Genomic DNA, 16,453 nt, shown 5'->3' on the forward strand with positions numbered 1-16,453 from the left:
TCAGATCTCTTGATCTCCTTTGCGATGTTTACGAGGAAGGATCGCCTCTCATGGAACGCCGGATGATCGCTCCATGTTTCATGGACGACACGCTCGAATGCCTTAGGCGCCATGGAGTCGACGCCGGGCCCCTTCTTGCGCAAGTCGGCCTCCCGCCAGTCATCACCGGCCCTGTGCCGGCCGAGCAATACGGCGCATTGTGGCATGTGGTGGCTCAGGTCATGGATGACGAGTTTTTCGGCGAAGGCGCACGGCCGATGCGCGCCGGCAGCTTCGCATTGCTGTGCCATGCCATTCTTTCGACGGTGACCCTCGAACACGCGCTGCGGCGAGCCCTGCGCTTTCTAAGGATCGTCCTCGACGATCCCCATGGCGAACTGGTCGTCGAGGACGGACTGGCGCAGATCGTCCTCGAGGATGCCGGCGCGACACGCTCCGCCTTTGCCTACCGCACCTTCTGGATCATCCTGCATGGCGTCAATTGCTGGCTGATCGGACGCCGGTTACCGATCCGCTGGGTCGACTTCCGCTGCAGCGCGCCGCCGGCCGGAACCGATTACCGGCTCTTCTTCGGTGCGCCCGTCCGCTTCGACCAGCCCCGGACGCGGCTCGTCTTCGATGCCGAGTACCTGAAACTGCCGCCCATTCGAGACGAGCGGGCGCTGAAACACTTCCTCCGGCATGCGCCGGCGAACATTCTCGTGCGCTATCGCCACGATGCGGGCTTGTCCACGGCAATACGCAGGCGGCTCCAGGCCTTGGATCCGTCCGCCTGGCCCGGTTTCGAGACGCTCGCGGCGCGGATGCGGATTGCAGCGCCGACCCTTCGCCGGCGATTGAAGCAGGAAGGTCAGACCTACCGATCAATCAAGGAAGACCTGCGCCGGACACTTGCCATGGAAGCGCTTGCCGAGCGCGGACAGAACGTGGCGCAGCTCGCCGTCGAACTCGGCTTTTCCGAACCAAGCGCCTTTCATCGCGCATTCCGCAAATGGACGGGGAAATCCCCGGCGCAATTCCGGCGCAGTGCCAGCGAAACAGGTCTGGCGGAAAGCGGCTCGTTGAAGAAACGCACTCAACTCCAGGAGAGCTGATCCTTGGGAAGCCGGCCGCTCGGATCATGCACGTCGACGCGGTGCGGCAGATCGGGTCCCCATTTCCACAGAACGAGATTCCGGTCTCCGGCTTCGGTCCCGGGTGCGAAACTCGGAACGAGAATGCCGGCGATCCCATGTCCGACCCGGACACCGCTCGCATGGAGGCGATCGTAAATCGCCCAGGAAGCCGGCCGCCTCCCCTCGGCGAGCGCGCCTGCCCAGCTGCAGGCCATCTCCTCCTGCGATACCCGGTATTCGGCCCTCCCCTTTTCCGTCGTCAGATCAGCAATGCCTTCGCAATCGACATCGTAGGAGCAAAGTACGCAAGGATCGATGCGATGGGCGAAGCCCTGATTGGCCTCTTTGATCGCTGTCATGATGCTGAGTGCGAGATACAGCGTCTTCACACCCCTCGGATTGAAGCGCGCGCCCTTCATTGCCGCGCCATCGCCGGATGTGGGTTTGAAAGCCCAGCGTGGGTCATGCGCGCGATAGCAGGTTCCGGTGAACCTCACGCAAAGCCCCCGAGGGCCATGTGATCGAGATAGTCACGCACGGCCGCCGCCTTGCCGTCCTTTACCAGAGCTTCGGCCGTTCGACCGCCAAAAGCGGGGAGAGGCTGGGCGCGATACCAAGCCATTGCCTGCTCCTTGCCGCCCGCCCAATCGGCGACCCGGCTGATGATCTCAAGCATTTCGCGAAGGCGGTTCTGCGTCTTCGTCCCCCGGCTGCGCTCCAGTCTATAAAGCGTTTCGCGGGCAAGCCCGGCCGTTTCGGCCAGTTGCGTTTTCGACATGCCGAAGCCGTCCGCGACCTGCTGAACCGCGATCTTTCCGCCCTTGTCCATATAGGACAGTATCAGCGGTCCGCCGCCGCTTTGAAGCTTTTGAGCCTGAGCCATGTTGCGTCACATCCAACCACACATTTTCTGTGCAAAATATATGGCGCACGGTGCGATTTCGCAAGGCGTCCATCGATGACGAGCCGAGCCTTCGACCCGATCCAGGTTACCGGGTGTCCTCCGGTTCCGATAGCAACCGGACCTTCTTCCAAAGATCCGCATCGACGAAAACGGCCTGCTTTCGTCCGGAGTGGCCGGGAAGTCTTACGCCGGCAGCCTCATGGGAGGCGACCAAATTGTCGATCGCTTCCGAGAAGCGACCCGCCGAGAAGTGACCAGGGTCGATGGCGATCAGGAATTGGCCGACATGCGGCGGCCCACCCTCGTCGTTTCCGAAAGCGCTCGCCTCCGTGCTGAGTACCGAGCCGGTCAGGGCGGCAGCAAGGACCTCCACAAGAAGGGCGACATTGGCGCCCTTGCGACCGCCGGCAGGCAGAAGCGAACCTTTAAGCCCGATGGCCGCGTCGGTCGTCGGCTGTCCATTCCGGTCCTGCGCCCAGCCGGCGGGGATCGCCTCGCCGCGGTCGCGGCGCAGGATCATCTCGGTTTTGGTGACGGCACTCAGGCTCTGATCGACGAGGATGGCGGGCGTTCCTTCTTTCGAAGGCACGGCGAAGGCAAGCGGATTGGTTCCGAAGAGCGCCGCCGCCGCACCGGGAGGCGCGACGGCGGCAGGTGCGTTCGAGACGCAGATGCCTATCAGACCCGCATCGGCGAGCGGGTGAACGTGATGACCGAGGGCGAGGCAATTATAGGAGTTGCGCACCGCCATTGCCCCGAGGCCGTTGCTTCGTGCCAAATCGATCAGAGCCGGCGTGCCTGCGGCTATGGCGGGATGTGCAAAGCCGGACCTTGCGTCTACCGTCACCGTCACGCCGCGTGCCGACACCTCTGGAATGGCGCCTCCATCGACCTTGCCGATCGCCAGGTGCCTGCAGAAGATCGGGAGATAGTAAAGGCCGCAGACGCGATTGCCCGCCGCCTCTGCCATGGCGATCGCGCGCGCCACCGGGCGCGCATTGCCGGCCGCGGCACCATGGACCGTCAGCGCCGCAAGGCAAACCGCTTCGATCTCTTCCCGGGATAGCTCGACCGTGGTCATCGGCTCGCCGCAAAGCGTCTTTCGCCGTCGGCGATCAGGTCTTCGGCGAGTTGGAAGCCCAGTCCCGGCTTCTTGAAGGCATCGAGCCAGCCGTTCCTGGGCGCCAGATCCGGCGAGGAAACGATATCCTTCTGAACGAGCTGCCACATGATCTGGTTACCGTCATCGAGATTGGGAATGGCAAGCCCGATATGGTGCTCCGCGCAGGTGGTGATGCCGGTCGTGAAGGAGGAATGGATGCAGATCTTCAGCCCGGCGGCCTCCGCCACGGCTGCCGCCTTCATCATCGGCTGTATCCCGCCGATTTCGCGCGGGCCGATGCAGATCATGTCCGCAGCACGCTGCCGGCATATCTCATAGACGTCGTAGAGCGTGAAGGCGGCCTGATCCGCGACGATCGGAATACCGACCTTCTCGCGGACATGCGCCATGGCCGGAATACTCCAGCTCACCGTCGGCTGCTCGATGAACTCGATGTCGTATTTTTCGAGCTTGCGGCACATGTTGATCGCGTCATGCACGCTCCAGCCTTCGTTCGCGTCCAGGCGAAGGCGCGCGTCGCCGATCTCGCGGCGAACCGCAGCGGTGATCTCCAGGTCGGTCTTCTCGCCTCGGCCGACCTTGAGATAGAAGACCCGCTCGCCCCGGACCCGACCGGCGGCGGCATCCCGCGCAAGCTCTTCGGCGGTTTCTCCCTGGAGGAAGTAGAAATAGCCGACCGCCTTCCGGTGTGCGCCGCCCAGCAGCTGGTGCACGGGCAAGCCGGCGAGCTTGCCCTGCAGATCCCACATGGCCATGTCGATACCGGAGAACACCTGATTGGCCGCACGCATGATATTGGCGCCGTGCCCGAGATATTCCTGGTGGAAGATGCGCGCGATGAGCGGCGCCACATCATGGGGCGAATGGCCGATGAGATGTCCGGCAAGGCGATGAAGAATGGCCGCCGTACCGGCCTGATCGGGCGCCACCGTGCATTCGCCGATCCCGACCGAGCCGTCATCCGCCTCGATCTCGATAAGGTTGACCGCAAAGGATTCGCGAATGCCGTAGGACCAGTGATAAGGCTGTTTCAGCGGCAGAACCAGCGGACGGACGCGGATGCCTGATATTTTGACCATTTCGGAGTTCCTCGAAAACAGCGGCCGGACGGCCGATCCGATGCAACAGTGTGCGCCGCGTTGCCGGCAGGCGCCCTCCCCGCCCGCCTGCAGCATGGCCGCAGGCGGGACGAGAGATATTCGATTGAGATCGCCGCTCTTGCGATGTCGTCTTACATGCCCAGCGATTTCAGGTAGTCGGCGGCCACGGCCTCGATGGTCTTCTTCTCCACATCGACCTCGCTGTTCAAACGCTGCATGGTCGCGTCATCGAGCTTCATCGAGACTGCTTCCAGCGTCTCCTTGAGATCGGGATTCGCGTCGAGCACTTCCTTGCGGACGACCGGGGTGAGCGCATAGTTGGGGAAGAAGCCCTTGTCGTCCTTCAGCACCTTCAGGCCGAGTGCAGCGATCTGGCCGTCGGTCGCCTGCGCGGCGATCGTGTCGAGGTCGCCATTGGCAAGCGCGTTATAGGCGAGCCCAAGATCCATCGGGCGCACATTGGCGCGCCCGGTCTCGAAACCGTAGACCTTTTCCAGGCCGATCAGGCCGTCCGGGCGCTTCGGAAATTCGGCCGTAGTGCCCATGAGGATTTTCTTGCCGTCATTATATGCCTTGGCGAGATCCGAAATCGTCTCCATGCCCTCCGTCTTGGCATTATCAGGCTTGATGACATAGGCGTAGGTGTTGTTGGCCGCGGACGGTGCCAGCCAGACAAGTCCTTTTTCGCCGTCAAGTTCCTTGACGCGGCTATAGGTCTCCTCCGGCGAAAGCCGTTCCATCACCTTGTTGAAGGTGATGAGCGACGTCCCCGTATACTCCCAGTAGAGATCGACCTCGCCGTTCTCCAGTGCGGCGCGAACGATCTTGGTGCCCATGCCGTCCTTCTTGTCGACGGTGTGGCCCTTGCTCTCGAGGAGCTGCTTCGTGATCTCTGCGATGATCAGCTGCTCGGTGAAGTTCTTCCCGCCTACGGTAAGCGTGGCGGCCCAGGCGGTCGTCGTGATGAACGCGATCGCCGCCGCCGATAGAAGGGTCTTGGCAAGTTTCGGTGCGAAGTTCATTTCAGTTCCTCTCTCATTTTTGTTATCGCAATGGATTGATGCCCCGCGGAACGAGGTAGTACTGGATCTGGCCGAGGATGAAATCGACCAGGACCGCGAGCATTGCCGTGGGAATGGCCCCGGCCATCATCATCGGGAGTTCGTCAAGCGAGATCCCGGTGAAGATCAGTTCGCCAAGGCCGCCCGCGCCGATCAAAAAGACCAGCGGCGCGGAGCCGACGCAGATCGCGAGCGCCGTGCGGATGCCGCCGAAGATCACGAAAAGGGCGTTTGGAAGTTCGACCCGCCACAGGACCTGCCGCGGCGTCATGCCCATGCCGATCGCAGCCTCAACCAGATGCGGCGGCACGGCGCGCAGTCCGGCATAGGTGTTGCGCACGATCGGAAGGAGGGTGGCCGCCCACAGGCCGAACACCGCGGGCACCGTTCCGATGCCGAGCAGCGTCATGGAAAGCGCCAGAATCGCAAGCGTCGGCACGGTGCTGCCGATGTTGAAGACCTGCATCACCGCCTCGGAAAAGAGGCGGAAGGCAGGCCGCGAAAGCACGACACCGACCGGCACCGCGACAAGGATGGCAAGCCCTCCTGCCCAGGCGACCAGCTCCAGATGCTGCACGACGAGATAGGAAATGTCATCGGAATAGACGAGGATCTCCTCTGCCATACCGCTCCACCAGAGCCAGGCGACGGTTCCCGCCAGCACGATGAGCACGATCAGCGGCGCGGTCTCGATCCGGCGGCTTTGCTGCGGTGCGGCCTGGCCGGCGAGCGCGCTCATGCCTTCCCTCCATGGCCGAGATGGTGCACGATCGAGCGGTAGCTCATCACACCCGCCAATCGCCCGGCCTCGTCGATGCAGGGCAGCAACGGCATGTCGTGAGCGAACATCACCGACACCGCTTGCCGGAGATCGCCGGTGATCGGCACGGTGGACTTTACCGGTTCCGCATGGTCGCCCACGGTGCCGGAGCACGCCTCCGCCACCTGCTCGCTCAGGACAGAGCGGGGTGCGCCTTCGGCGTCCAGCACAAAGGCGGCGGCGCTGCGCGACGACCGTATGCGCGCACGCGCATGCTCGACCGAATCCGTCTCCAGGACCGTTATGAAATCCGTCTCCATGGCATCGCCCACCGAGACGAGCCTCAGCCGCTTGAGTGCCCGGTCCGAGCCAAGGAAATCTTCGATGAAGCTGTTGGCGGGGCGCGCGAGCAGGTCGTCGGGGGCAGCATATTGTTCGAGTTTTCCGCTGCGGAAGATTGCGATCTTGTCCGCCATCTTCACCGCTTCGTCGAGGTCGTGCGAGACGAAGATGATGGTCTTCCGGATCTCCCGCTGCATCTTCAGGAATTCCTCCTGGATGACCTCGCGGTTGATGGGATCGATTGCCCCGAACGGCTCGTCCATCAGCATGACCGGCGGATCGGCCGCCAGCGCGCGCAGAACGCCGACGCGCTGCTGCTGGCCGCCTGAAAGTTCCTTCGGATAGCGCTTGAGGAAAAGGTCGGGTTGAAGCCCCACAAGCTCCAGGAGCTCTTTCGCACGGTCGCGAGATTTGCGGCGGTCCCAGCCGAGCAGGTCCGGCACGACGCAGATGTTTTCCTCGATCGTCTTGTTCGGAAAGAGGCCGATCTGCTGGATCACGTAGCCGATGGACCGCCTGAGCTCGATCGGATCGACTGTGCTCGTGTCCTTGCCGTTGATGAAGACCTTGCCGCCGGTGGGCTGGATCAGCCGGTTGATCATCTTCATCGTCGTCGTCTTGCCGCAGCCCGACGGCCCGAGCAAGACGCAGATTTCGCCAGTCGGTAAGTCAAGGCTTACATTGTCGACGGCAATGAGAGGATCATGCGCCGGACCGTAATGCTTCGTCAGATTCTCGAGCCGGATCATGGCGTGACCTCCCCCTGAATACCGCGTGACGTGAGAAGGCGCTGCACGAGCGCGAGGAAGAGGTCGGCTGCGATCGCCAGCAGCGAGACCGCAAGTGCGCCGGTCACCAGCTGACGCGGATCGGATTGGCTGATGCCGCGCGAGATGAAGGTGCCGAGGCCGCCCGCGCCGATATAGGCAGCAATGGCTGTTACGCCGATATTCATGACGACGGCAGTCCTGACCCCGGCCATGATGACCGGAATGGCGAGCGGGATCTCCACCTGCCGCAGACGCTGCCAGGTGCTCATTCCCATGCCCTTGGCCGCCTCGCGAAGAGCCGGATCGACATTGGTGATGGCGGTATAGGTGTTTCGGATGATGGGGAGCTGGGAATAGAGAATGACGGCGACGACAGCCGGGACATAACCGATACCGTGTCCGATCGGCGAAAGCAGCGGGATCATCAGGCCGAACAACGCAATCGAGGGAACGGTTATCATCATCGACGCAAGATAGAGTATGGTATCGGCCGTGCTCTTCGATTGCGTGATGGCGATGCCGATCGGCACGGCGGTGGCGATCGCAATGCCGACCGCCAGGAAGACGATTGAAATATGCTCGATCGTCCGCGCCCCGATGATGTGCAGATTGTCGATGATGAACCCGATTATCTCCATTCGTTACGGCCTGCCTTTCTTTGCTAGAGTTCCCCATATAATTTGGCGGCGTTCTCGAAAGTATATCGCAGCGGCACGGATCCCTCGATCTGCCATGCTTCGACCATGTCTCCTTCCAGAAGGGCGCATGCGGCCGCCGTGTCGACGACCGCACCGCCATAGAGGCGGTTCGCCAGGTTCAGAATGCCTGTCTGATGCATCGCCGTGCCGCCGCTACCGCAGGCGTCCTTGACGAGGAGGACGTGCAGGCCCAGGTTGATCGCGTCCTTGACGGTGGCATCGACGCAGGCCTCGGTCCAGACGCCGGCGATCGCCAGCCATTCCACGCGCGCCTCGCGCAATTCGCCGATCAGCGGACTTTTGCCGAAGGCGCTTGCTTCGTTCTTGACAAGCAACCGCTCCGAAGGTCGCGGAGCGACCTCCGGGCAGATCGCCGTAAGCGGGTCATCCTTGTCGCTGAAGGCGGAACGACCGTCGGGCCCGATCGGATGGAACGGGCGAAGACCGTCGGCGGGATCGACGACATAGGCGCAGTGAAAAACGGGAATATCGCTACGCCGGGCCGCCGCCTGGAGGCGTGCGGCATTGCCGAGCACCGCATCGTAGCCTTCCACGAGATAGCGCTCGTCTTGGCGATGCTCCTCCTGCAGATCGATGAAAAGGCAGGCAAATTTTGCGCGGCCGATCCGTAACGGTTTCCTCATCAAGTCTCCCCGCTCAGGAATTCTTCCTCATAGGGGAAACGCGACAGGAGCTCCGTCCCGCTCTCCGTGATGAGGATCTCGTCTTCGAGTTTCACGCCCTCGCGCCCGTCCTTTTCGCCGATGTAGCTTTCGACGGAAACGACCATGCCGGGCACGAGATATCCATCGCGCCCATAGGTCTCGTAGTCGATCGCATGGGCGATGAACGGCGTCTCTCCGTGCATGCCGACGCCGTGCATCACGGACGTGTACCGCTGATCGACGAAGCGGTCGGGAATCTTCCACGCCTTTTCAGCGATCTCCCGGAAGGCCATGCCCGGCTTGACGATGTCGATATTATGCTGAACCTGCTCGTATGCCATCCGATAGAGCGATTTCTGGTAAAGCGTCGGTTTGCCGGGGCCGCAGCGAAAGGTTCGCGAGAAGTCGGAATAGTAGCCGTAGCAGCCGATCGTATCCGTATCGAGGGCCACGAGTTCCCCCGGCCTGATCTTACGGCCGCTCGCCTCGTTGAACCAGGGATTGGTTCGCTGGCCGGAACTCAGCAGACGGGTCTCGATGAACTCGCCCCCCTGCCGGATCACTTCATGGTACATGATCGCGAAGAGATCGTTTTCGGATACCCCCGGCTTGATCGCTTCGCGCACGGCGGCGACTGCCGCTTCGGCACCGGCCATTGAAACCTGAAGGCATTTGATCTCTTCGGGAGTCTTCACCGCGCGCACCGCGAGAATTTCGCCCTGACAGTCCCTCACCTCGCATCCGCGCTTCTCGAGCGCCAGTGCCTGCAAATGGCTGCAGCGGTCCATCCCGATCTTCATCGACCCGCCGCCGTGCTGCCTGAGCAGATCGGTGATCTCGTCGGCGAAGGGCCCTGCGGTCTCGTCGTCCTTGCCGGAAACGGAGGACCAGACGAGCTTGGAAGGACGAGCCTCATCGATCGTGTCGAGAACCATAGAGACGTGATAGCTCTGCGGATACTCGAAAAGGACGATCGGACCTTCCGTGGGGATGAAAAAGTAGCGGGTGGAATTGCGCAGGAAGTACCCGAACATGTTCCGGGAACCTGTTGCATAGCGCTGGTTATAGGGGTCGAAAAGGACGACCGCACCGTAACCGGCCGTGCGCATCCAGTCCCGAAGCTTCTTCAGCCGCCCCTTGCGCAGAGCGTCGGCGTCGATGAAGGACGGCTCGGTGTCCGACAGCCACATGCCTCCGGCCGGATCAGCCGCCGCCGGATGACGCATGCGGTCCTTGAAATCGACGTCATCCACGCTATCAGGGTCGAAAACAACAATGCTCATGACGTTCTCCTTTTCAAGCAGAATGGAGAATAGCCGGAGCGCACAGTTGCGCGAATTCCGCAGAGTCTATGCCGGAATCCGTACACGGTCATTATTTCAGCCCCGCAACCGCGCGCGGCGCCTCGCCGGCCCGCGAGATACGGCGGCGGACGCTATGCGGCACGTATCCGAACTGCTCCTTGAAGGCACGGGAGAAGTTCGCGGCGTTCGCGAACCCACAGGCGACGGCGACTTCGTTCACCTTGAGATTGGAATGCGTCAACATGTCTGCGGCATGACCAAGCCTCAGACTGCGATAATAGCTGTTGGGCGACACACCCAGCGCGGCTTTGAAGGCGCGCTCGAGTTTGTCGGAAGAGACGTTCAGCCGGGCGGCCAGATCCTCGATCCGCAGCACGTCCTCGATGGCATCCTCCATCATCGCCACTGCGGAAAGGACGAGGTCGTCGACGATACCGCTTCGGATACGTAAGGTCAGCTTTTGCCTGTCGGCATTCGGCCGCAAAGGACTGTGCATGTACCAACCCGCGACAGCGTCGGCGAGCTCGGCGCCATAATCCCGTCCGATCATATCCAGCATCATGTCGAGGCTGCCGACGCCGCCGACCGAGGTGAAGCGGCGGCGATCGACCACATAGAGGTCCGAGCGCATGTCGAGATGCGGAAACGCTTCCTTGAACGCCGGCTGACTGGTCCAGTGAAGCGTGCATACATGTCCGTCGAGAAGGCCCTTGCGGGCAAGGAAGAAGGCCGCATCGGCCACGGCGCCGAGTTGCGCACCGGAGCGAAGGTTCTTGCGGATCCAAGCCATTTCGTCGTCCGCCACGAGATGCTCGGCGTCGCCGCCCGAACACACGACGATGCGGTCGACCTCGGGTGCGTTGCGCACAGCAAAATCGGGCTCGATGCGGATGCCGTTCGAGGCCGTGACCTTCTCGCCGGCGGCGACCGTGACCCAGGAATAGCAGCGCCTGCCGGAGAGCGTGTTGGCCGCGCGCAGCGGTTCGATGACCGAACTGAAAGCCATCAGCGGAAAGTTCGGAAACATCAGAACCGCAAAGCGGATCTCCTGCGTATCCCTCATCTGCCCCTCAAGGTTCGCCCGCCCCGATCTCCGCGCGCCGCTTGATCATGTAGGCATCGAGCTCTTCCCGGATAGCCGGGTCGAGCACCGGCTCCTCATACTCCCGCAAGGCCTGCTGCCAGATGCCGGTCGCGCGCTCCAGGGCATCGTGGCCGCCGGCCTCCTGCCAGCTGCCGTAGTTCTGCCAGTTGGACAGCATCGGCTGATAGAAGGCCGTCTCATATCGAGCCATCGTGTGTTCGGAGCCGAAAAAGTGCCCGCCGGCCGGTACCGATTTGATGGCGTCGAAACCGAGATCGTCCTCGGAGAAGGGCATGGGCTCCAGGAAGCCCATCATGTTCTGCAGGATCTCCACGTCGAGGACGAGCTTCTCATAAGACGCCGTCAGCCCGCCTTCGAGCCACCCGGCGGCGTGATAGATGAGGTTGGCGCCACCAAGCACAGCGCCCCAGGTCGCCATCTCCGTCTCGTAGGCCGCCTGAAGATCGACGGCATTGGAGGCATTGGCGTTCGATGTGCGGTAGGGAAGCTTGTAGCGCCGGGCAAGTTGGCCCGCAACGATGTTGGCCTTGGCGTTTTCCGGTGTGCCGAAGGCCGGAGCGCCGGAGCGCATGTCCACATTGGAGGTGAACGCACCGTACATGACCGGTGTACCCGGATTGACCAGTTGGGCAAGCGTCACACCGAACAATGCCTCGGCATTCTGCTGGCAGAGTGCGGCCGCAAGGGTTACCGGCGTCATGGCACCCATCAGCGTGAAGGGCGTGATGGTCACCGGCTGCCCGTGCTCGGCCATGGCGATGAGCCCGTCTGCCATCGCATCGTCGAAGAGGCGCGGCGAATTCACCGAGATAATCGTGATGACACCGGGGGAATGGCGCATCTCCTCGACGCTGATGCCACGCGAGATCGCCATCATGTTGATGCCGTCCACCGCGCGCCCGCGCCCGATGGCGGTGCAGTGGTAGCAGAGGTCGCTGAGCGTGATATTGGCGTTGTAGGTGTCGAGGTGCCGCGCGTTGGCGGGCAGCTCCATCGGCGCGCAGACCTGATTGCCAAGAATGTGGATCGCGTTGAAGTGGTGGGCGAGACGGGTGAAATTCCGGTAATCGGCGAGATTGCCCTGCCGCCGGCCGTTGACCCGGTCGTGCACGTTCGGAGGGCCCGCCACCAGGCCGAAGGCAATCGTATTGCCGCCGATCGTCAGTCGTTTTTCCGGGTTGCGGCTGGTCAGCGTGAAGGATGACGGCGTCGTGGCCAGTGCCGCTTCGACGATCGACTCATCGATGCGGATCATCAGGTTCTCGCGGTCGACGATCGCGCCCGCCCTTTCGAACAGCGTCATTGCCTTTTCGCTCATGACGCGGATGCCGATCTCGGAGAGAATGCGCATCGAGTTTTGATGGAGCGCCTCGATACGCTCCTCGTCGAGAAGCTGCATCGGGGCATAGCTGTTGACGACCTCCTGCCACGGCAGTTGCGATATACCGTCGCCGCCCCGTATCGCCCGCGATCGCCGCCCGCCGCCGCGTCTGCCACTCATTGAGAACTGCCTTTCATGCCGAGATCCTGACCGCCTGGACAATGACAAGCCCGGCTTCTGGAATCCTGCGCTTTTTTAAAGTTCCGCCTCACTCGAACTATGGACAATCGCGCCCCGGTCTTCACACGATAACTTCGGCGGCAATGGCCAAAAAAAACCATGTCATGGCATGCTTGCATCTTGCAAGTTCCGGACGGGCCCGAATAGCATGGGGCAAAGGGGAACTTTCGAATGAAGCCGCCGCCGCCATTGAACTACATTCGCTCGTTCGAGTGCTCCGCCCGGCATCTCAGTTTCACCGAGGCCGCCGAGGAACTGGGCTATACCCAGGCCGCCATCAGCAATCACGTGCGCGCGCTCGAGCAATATCTCGGCCGTCAGCTCTTTATCCGTTATCCGCGCAGCCTCAAGCTGACCGAGATGGGGGAAGCGTTTCTTCCCACACTGCGCCAGGCATTGAACCAGATCGATTTCGCCACGGAAGCGGTGCTTGCGTCGGCGCGCAACAAGACCGTCGTCATTTCCTGCCCGACCAGCCTTGCTGAAAACTGGCTGGCAAAGTGCGTCGCCGGGTTCAGCAGGAAACATCCCGACGTCGAAATTCTACTGCACGGCACGATATGGGAGGATTCGACCGAGCAAATCGCCGATATTCTCATTTCGATCCGCCGCTTCGACAACATGCCGGCAAACGGTATGCAATTGTGGAACGACAGGCTTGTACTTCTGTGTGCGCCGCAACTCGTTCATGGGCAGAACCCGCTGAAGACGCCGGCTGACGTTCTGAATTCCAACTGGATAGCGGTGCACGGCCGGCAGGAGTTCTGGCAGGAGATGGCCGATGCGCTTGGCATCGACGCATCCGCTAACGAAAAGCGGCTTTCGACCAACTCCACCAACATAGCACTGGAAATGGCGGCGAGCGGCGCCGGCTGCATCGTCACCACCCATTCGCTCGCGCGAACCTATGTGGATCGCGGCCTGCTCGTGGAGCCGTTCAATATCCGGCCCAGGAGCGCCTGGAACTATTATCTCGCCGACGGGCAGGCTTCGAAAGGAACGACGGTCTCGAAGGTGCGCGACTGGATCATCGCCGAGGCTCAGAAGGTGACCGGCTGATCGGTTCGCCCGCCGGCTCGACATTCGGCAAATGGCCGATTTCAGCCTAGCCGGAACCCATCCGGCAACAAACGAAAATTGCGAGATCAATGACCTCGTTTTATTTGTTCATCCGATGACGAAAGGGGCTGGTTTCCTGCTCTGCGCCGCTTTGCAAAAAACGGCCCGTCCCTAAACTGGAGCCGCGGCGGCAGATATCCGCCGATGGCAGAGGTCATTTTTTCGAGGCTGGATTTTCATGCGCTCCCACGCTCAAGCGGTCGTTATCGGCGGCGGTCTCATCGGCTGTTCCATTCTTTACCATCTCACCAAGCTCGGCTGGTCCGATGTCGTGCTTCTCGAGCGGAGCGAACTGACGTCCGGGTCGACCTGGCATGCGGCGGCCAATATCCATGGACTGCACGATTCCACCAATATCAGCCTGCTTCAGCATTATACGATGGCGCTATACAAGGAACTGGAGGTAGAGACCGGGCAAGGCTGCGGCATCTTCCAGCCGGGTTCGCTTTACCTTGCGCAGAGCGAGGCGCGCGAGCACCAGCTTCGCCTCCAGGAAGCCAAGGCCCGCCGCTACAGCATGAATTTCTTCGAGATCGGGCGCGACGAGGCGGAGCGCCTGCATCCGCTTGTCGATTTCGAAGGCATCCGCTGTATCATGTACGAGCCGGAGGGCGGCAATGTCGACCCGTCCGGCGTGACGATGGCCTATGCCGCTGGCGCACGCCGGCGCGGCGCCGAAATCCACCGCTTCACGCCGGTCACCGGCACGGAGGCGCAAGCGGACGGCAGCTGGATTGTACGCACGCCGAAGGGCGACATCCGCACGCAATGGGTCGTCAATGCCGCCGGGTTGTGGGGCCGGGAGGTTGCCGCCATGGCAGGGATCGAACTTCCGCTGATGCCGACGGAGCACCAGTATTTCGTGACCGAGACCATAGCCGAGGTCGCCGCGCTCGACCGCCGGCTTCCCTCGGTCGCCGACCGCGACGGCGAGTATTACCTCCGGCAGGAAGGGCTGGGTCTGCTGATCGGCGCCTATGAGCGCGACATGCGCTTCTGGGCCGAGGACGGCACGCCATCAAGCTTCGGCCACGAACTCTTCCCGGACGACCTCGAACGCATCGAGGAAAACATGATGCGCGCGATCGACCGCGTGCCGGTCGTCGGAACCGCAGGCATCAAGCGGGTGATAAACGGACCGATGATCTGGTCGCCCGACAGCGCCGTCCTCTTCGGCCCGGTGCCGGAACTGACGAATTACTTCTGCTGCAACGGTATCATTCCCGGCTTCTCGCAGTCGGGCGGCATGGGCAAGCTTGCGGCCGAGTGGATGATCGAGGGCGAACCATCCCTCGACATGTTCGGCTGGGACATGGCGCGTTTCGGCCATTGGGCCGACAAGGCCTTCACCAAGGCGCGCGTGCAGGACCAGTACAGCCATCGCTTCAAAATCCACTTTCCCAATGAGGAGCGCGCCGCCGGCCGCCCCGTCCGCACCCGTCCGGCCTACGAGAAACAGAAGGCGATGGGCGCCGTGTTCGGCCTGAATTTCGGCTGGGAGCATCCGCTCTGGTTTTCCGCCGATGGCGATCCGAAGGAAGAGACGATCGGCTTCACTCGCCAGAACTGGTGGGGGCCCGTCGGCCGCGAGGCGCGCATGTTGCGCGAAAACGCCGGCATTATCGACATTTCGAACTTCGCCAAATATTCGGTGAAGGGACCGGGCGCTTCGGATTGGTTGAATGCGGTTTTCGCCAACCATATGCCCGGCCAGGTCGGCCGCTCTTGCCTGACGCCCCTCATCGGCAAGCGGGGCGGCATCGCGGGTGACTTCACCGTGACGAAGCTCGGCGAGGATGATTTCATGATCTTCGGCTCCGGCATGGCGGAGCGCTATCATCAGCGCTTCTTCAATGCGGTGCCGCTTCCCGAGGGTTCAAGCTTCACGCCGATGACCGAGCGTCTTTGCGCCTTCAACATTGCCGGGCCGAAATCACGTAAACTGCTGATGCGCCTTACGAATGAGGACCTTTCCAACGAAAGCTTCCCCTTCATGCGGTCGCGCAGGATGCGAGTCGCTGATATCGATGTCATCGCATTACGCGTCTCCTTCACGGGCGATCTCGGTTGGGAGCTCTATTGCGACGCGGACCGGCAGGTCGCGCTCTATGAGGCGCTGCTGGAGGTCGGCAGGGACCTCAGCGCCGGGCCGGTCGGCTCACGCGCGCTCGCCTCGCTTCGAATCGAAAAAGGCTATGGCAGCTGGAGCCGCGAATACTCGCCGGAATATTGGCCGCAGGAATGCGCGCTCGACCGGCTGATCAAACTCGAAAAGAGAGCGTTCCTGAACAAAGCATCTTATGAGAAAATTGCCGCGGAGCGCCCGAGGCAGAAGCTCGCCATCGTATCGATCGATGTCCACGATGCAGACGCCACCGGCGGCGAGCCGATCTTTCTCCACGACGGCACCCCGATCGGACAGGTTTCATCCGGCGCCTACGGCTATACAGTCGGCATGTCGCTCGCCCTCTGCTACATAAAGGCCGATATGGCACAGGCCGGCGACCGGGTGAGCGTCGCCATTCTCGGTCGGCCCCATAATGCTACCATTCTGGAACATCCGCCCTTCGACCCGAAAGGCGAAAGACTTCGTATGTAGCGGCCGACGCGCTGCCGTTCTGCTTCTGGACGCGAGCTCCGTTTAAAACCGGATGAGGAAACTGTGGGGTTTGCCGGCCGCAGCCCGCGTCTCGACTTATCGGAATCGCTCACGTTCATGTCTTTAAGTCGATCCAGCCTGATGACGTCGCGATCCAGCGGCTGCGTCATTCTCCAGGGAACAATTTGCAGACGCGATCAGTTGATCCAGGTTGCACAACCCAGGGG

15 protein-coding genes are annotated in these 16,453 nt (G+C 62.0%); 3 read left to right on the forward strand and 12 right to left on the reverse strand.

The features are described 5' to 3' along the window. Nucleotides 1-50: 50 nt before the first annotated feature. Nucleotides 51-1,094: an AraC family transcriptional regulator gene (locus tag FB009_RS05975; protein WP_024324409.1), complete on the forward strand. Its 1,044-nt coding sequence runs from the start codon at nt 51-53 to the stop codon at nt 1,092-1,094. On the opposite strand, the gene FB009_RS05980 is transcribed toward FB009_RS05975, so the two are convergent. The 12 genes from FB009_RS05980 to FB009_RS06035 form a co-directional block, all read right to left on the reverse strand. Continuing rightward, nucleotides 1,076-1,612: an RES family NAD+ phosphorylase gene (locus FB009_RS05980; RefSeq protein ID WP_018012236.1), complete on the reverse strand. Its 537-nt coding sequence runs from the start codon at nt 1,610-1,612 to the stop codon at nt 1,076-1,078. The genes FB009_RS05975 and FB009_RS05980 overlap by 19 nt on opposite strands. Beyond that, entirely contained in the window at nt 1,609-1,998 is a 390-nt protein-coding gene (locus FB009_RS05985; RefSeq protein ID WP_011969987.1) for an antitoxin Xre/MbcA/ParS toxin-binding domain-containing protein, read from the reverse strand. The genes FB009_RS05980 and FB009_RS05985 overlap by 4 nt, the downstream gene beginning before the upstream one ends. 106 nt (nt 1,999-2,104) lie before the next feature. Further along, nucleotides 2,105-3,100 (reverse strand): Ldh family oxidoreductase, encoded by a 996-nt coding sequence (locus tag FB009_RS05990; RefSeq protein ID WP_024324410.1) that lies wholly within the window; start codon nt 3,098-3,100, stop codon nt 2,105-2,107. Next, nucleotides 3,097-4,221 carry a mandelate racemase/muconate lactonizing enzyme family protein gene (locus FB009_RS05995; protein ID WP_024324411.1) on the reverse strand — a complete coding sequence of 375 codons (1,125 nt, stop codon included), beginning with the start codon at nt 4,219-4,221 and terminating at the stop codon, nt 3,097-3,099. Before FB009_RS05995 ends, FB009_RS05990 begins: the two co-directional genes overlap by 4 nt. Nucleotides 4,222-4,373: 152 nt before the next feature. Next, entirely contained in the window at nt 4,374-5,264 is an 891-nt protein-coding gene (locus tag FB009_RS06000; RefSeq protein WP_011969990.1) for a glycine betaine ABC transporter substrate-binding protein, read from the reverse strand. 22 nt (nt 5,265-5,286) lie between these two features. After that, nucleotides 5,287-6,042, reverse strand: coding sequence for an ABC transporter permease (locus FB009_RS06005; protein WP_011969991.1), 756 nt, complete (start codon nt 6,040-6,042; stop codon nt 5,287-5,289). After that, entirely contained in the window at nt 6,039-7,154 is a 1,116-nt protein-coding gene (locus tag FB009_RS06010) for an ABC transporter ATP-binding protein (RefSeq protein WP_018210258.1), read from the reverse strand. The genes FB009_RS06005 and FB009_RS06010 overlap by 4 nt, the downstream gene beginning before the upstream one ends. Beyond that, nucleotides 7,151-7,813, reverse strand: coding sequence for an ABC transporter permease (locus tag FB009_RS06015; RefSeq protein ID WP_011969993.1), 663 nt, complete (start codon nt 7,811-7,813; stop codon nt 7,151-7,153). The genes FB009_RS06010 and FB009_RS06015 overlap by 4 nt, the downstream gene beginning before the upstream one ends. Nucleotides 7,814-7,836: 23 nt before the next feature. Continuing rightward, complete coding sequence (locus tag FB009_RS06020) at nt 7,837-8,517, reverse strand: isochorismatase family protein (RefSeq protein WP_024324412.1); 681 nt, start codon at nt 8,515-8,517, stop codon at nt 7,837-7,839. Next, complete coding sequence (locus FB009_RS06025) at nt 8,517-9,821, reverse strand: M24 family metallopeptidase (RefSeq protein WP_024324413.1); 1,305 nt, start codon at nt 9,819-9,821, stop codon at nt 8,517-8,519. Before FB009_RS06025 ends, FB009_RS06020 begins: the two co-directional genes overlap by 1 nt. Nucleotides 9,822-9,912: 91 nt before the next feature. Beyond that, the gene (locus tag FB009_RS06030) at nt 9,913-10,905 is read right to left on the reverse strand and encodes a GlxA family transcriptional regulator (protein WP_018210262.1); all 993 of its coding nucleotides are present in this window, start codon (nt 10,903-10,905) and stop codon (nt 9,913-9,915) included. Nucleotides 10,906-10,912: 7 nt separating this feature from the next. After that, the gene (locus tag FB009_RS06035; protein WP_018210263.1) at nt 10,913-12,448 is read right to left on the reverse strand and encodes a trimethylamine methyltransferase family protein; all 1,536 of its coding nucleotides are present in this window, start codon (nt 12,446-12,448) and stop codon (nt 10,913-10,915) included. A gap of 231 nt (nt 12,449-12,679) precedes the next feature. On the opposite strand from FB009_RS06035, the gene FB009_RS06040 reads away from it, so the two are divergent. After that, entirely contained in the window at nt 12,680-13,567 is an 888-nt protein-coding gene (locus tag FB009_RS06040) for a LysR substrate-binding domain-containing protein (RefSeq protein WP_018210264.1), read from the forward strand. 238 nt (nt 13,568-13,805) lie between these two features. Further along, nucleotides 13,806-16,226 carry a GcvT family protein gene (locus tag FB009_RS06045; protein ID WP_018210265.1) on the forward strand — a complete coding sequence of 807 codons (2,421 nt, stop codon included), beginning with the start codon at nt 13,806-13,808 and terminating at the stop codon, nt 16,224-16,226. The last annotated feature ends 227 nt before the right edge of the window (nt 16,227-16,453 follow it).

It is taken from the genome of Sinorhizobium medicae (genome assembly GCF_007827695.1).
Classification (GTDB): Bacteria; Pseudomonadota; Alphaproteobacteria; order Rhizobiales; family Rhizobiaceae; genus Sinorhizobium; species Sinorhizobium medicae.

Bases quoted from the DNA above. Each gene is read 5' to 3' on its own strand.
- FB009_RS05975 (WP_024324409.1), top strand. From the start codon at position 51: ATGGAACGCCGGATGATCGCTCCATGTTTCATGGACGACACGCTCGAA.
- FB009_RS05985 (WP_011969987.1), bottom strand. From the start codon at position 1,998: ATGGCTCAGGCTCAAAAGCTTCAAAGCGGCGGCGGACCGCTGATACTG.
- FB009_RS05990 (WP_024324410.1), bottom strand. From the start codon at position 3,100: ATGACCACGGTCGAGCTATCCCGGGAAGAGATCGAAGCGGTTTGCCTT.
- FB009_RS05995 (WP_024324411.1), bottom strand. From the start codon at position 4,221: ATGGTCAAAATATCAGGCATCCGCGTCCGTCCGCTGGTTCTGCCGCTG.
- FB009_RS06000 (WP_011969990.1), bottom strand. From the start codon at position 5,264: ATGAACTTCGCACCGAAACTTGCCAAGACCCTTCTATCGGCGGCGGCG.
- FB009_RS06005 (WP_011969991.1), bottom strand. From the start codon at position 6,042: ATGAGCGCGCTCGCCGGCCAGGCCGCACCGCAGCAAAGCCGCCGGATC.
- FB009_RS06010 (WP_018210258.1), bottom strand. From the start codon at position 7,154: ATGATCCGGCTCGAGAATCTGACGAAGCATTACGGTCCGGCGCATGAT.
- FB009_RS06015 (WP_011969993.1), bottom strand. From the start codon at position 7,813: ATGGAGATAATCGGGTTCATCATCGACAATCTGCACATCATCGGGGCG.
- FB009_RS06020 (WP_024324412.1), bottom strand. From the start codon at position 8,517: ATGAGGAAACCGTTACGGATCGGCCGCGCAAAATTTGCCTGCCTTTTC.
- FB009_RS06025 (WP_024324413.1), bottom strand. From the start codon at position 9,821: ATGAGCATTGTTGTTTTCGACCCTGATAGCGTGGATGACGTCGATTTC.
- FB009_RS06030 (WP_018210262.1), bottom strand. From the start codon at position 10,905: ATGAGGGATACGCAGGAGATCCGCTTTGCGGTTCTGATGTTTCCGAAC.
- FB009_RS06035 (WP_018210263.1), bottom strand. From the start codon at position 12,448: ATGAGTGGCAGACGCGGCGGCGGGCGGCGATCGCGGGCGATACGGGGC.
- FB009_RS06040 (WP_018210264.1), top strand. From the start codon at position 12,680: ATGAAGCCGCCGCCGCCATTGAACTACATTCGCTCGTTCGAGTGCTCC.
- FB009_RS06045 (WP_018210265.1), top strand. From the start codon at position 13,806: ATGCGCTCCCACGCTCAAGCGGTCGTTATCGGCGGCGGTCTCATCGGC.